This is a genomic window from Mesorhizobium sp. M2C.T.Ca.TU.002.02.1.1 (assembly GCF_003997225.1).
Genome location: NZ_RZTO01001220.1, coordinates 1 through 1,245, shown reverse-complemented (window position 1 = coordinate 1,245; position 1,245 = coordinate 1). Strand labels below are relative to the sequence as shown.

Annotated in this window: 3 protein-coding genes; all 3 read left to right on the top strand. The window is 62.0% G+C overall.

The window, feature by feature from the left end; all coding sequences use genetic code 11:
* Window positions 1-97: hypothetical protein (locus tag EOD07_RS39260; protein WP_164772869.1), on the top strand; the 97-nt coding region annotated here is incomplete at its 5' end.
* Window positions 98-402: 305 nt separating this feature from the next.
* The gene (raiA, locus tag EOD07_RS34905; RefSeq protein ID WP_041004919.1) at window positions 403-990 is read left to right on the top strand and encodes a ribosome-associated translation inhibitor RaiA; all 588 of its coding nucleotides are present in this window, start codon (window positions 403-405) and stop codon (window positions 988-990) included.
* 62 nt (window positions 991-1,052) lie between these two features.
* On the top strand, window positions 1,053-1,245 hold a 193-nt coding region (locus tag EOD07_RS34900; RefSeq protein WP_164772868.1), incomplete at its 3' end, for a PTS sugar transporter subunit IIA.

Genomic DNA, 1,245 nt, shown 5'->3' with positions numbered 1-1,245 from the left:
GCGCCGCACCGTCGCGAAATATCGCGAAGGCATGAACATTCCATCGTCGGTGCAGCGGCGGCGGGAGAAGCGGGCGCTGGCCAATGTCGGCCGCTAGGCTCGATCCGAATCTCGACAAGCCGTCGCCGGTGCGAGACAGGCGGATTTTCCACAAATCCCAAGCTTGATTGACAAGCCGCAATGAAGTGTCTAGAAGCCCGCCCGCATGGAGCGGGGCGGTAATGCCCGCTCGCGAATGGGTCCGTCAGACACGGCCACGGACGGCCAAGAAGGCGACTTGTGATCAACCGGAAAGTTCGGGTCTAAAATCGGCGCGCATGCCGCTGCGAAGCTTGTGCGCGCGCGCCACGGGTATAAACTCGGGAACAGTTTGAAGCCTGAGCAAGGAAGGTCAGTTTTCAGATGAATCTACGCATTTCGGGAAAACACATGGACATCGGCGATGCGTTCCGCACGCGCATCAGCGACCGGGTCGGCGAGGCGATCGAGAAATATTTCGATCGGGGTTTTTCAGGACATGTCACGGTCATCAAATCGGGGTCGCGTTTCTCCGCCGACTGCATGGTCCGGCTCGATTCCGGCGCTTCGCTGCAGGCGACCGGGGACGCCCAGGACCCGACGCTCGCCTTCGAGGCGGCCGCCGACCGTCTGGAAACGCGGCTGCGCCGCTACAAGCGCCGGCTGAAGTCACGCAACACCGGCAACGGCAATGGCGAAGAGCCGACCGACATCGCCTATACGGTGATGGCCCCCCTTGCCGACGACGAGGAAGACATTCCGGAGGACTTCGCTCCGGCCATCGTCGCCGAATCAAGCATGACGCTGCGGACCATGTCGGTGGCGTCGGCTGTCATCGAGCTCGACAACAGCGACAGCCCGGTCTTCCTGTTCCGCAACGCCGGAACCGACCATCTCAACATCGTCTACCGCCGGCCGGACGGCAATATCGGCTGGATCGATCCGTCGACGACTAAAGTCGCTCAGGGATAAAAAACCAGCCGCGCGAGGGGGACGGCGACTGGCGCGGCAGGCGAGCAAGGGATTTTTCAAGCATGGATCTCAGTGATCTCATCAGCGTCTCGGCGATCATGCCGGCGTTGAAGGCGAATTCCAAAAAGCAGCTTCTGCAATTGCTGTCGGAGAGGGCCGCGGCGATTTCGGGGATTCCGGAACGGGAGGTGTTCGACACCGTCCTGCAGCGCGAACGGCTGGGCTCGACCGGCGTCGGCAACGGCATCGCCATTC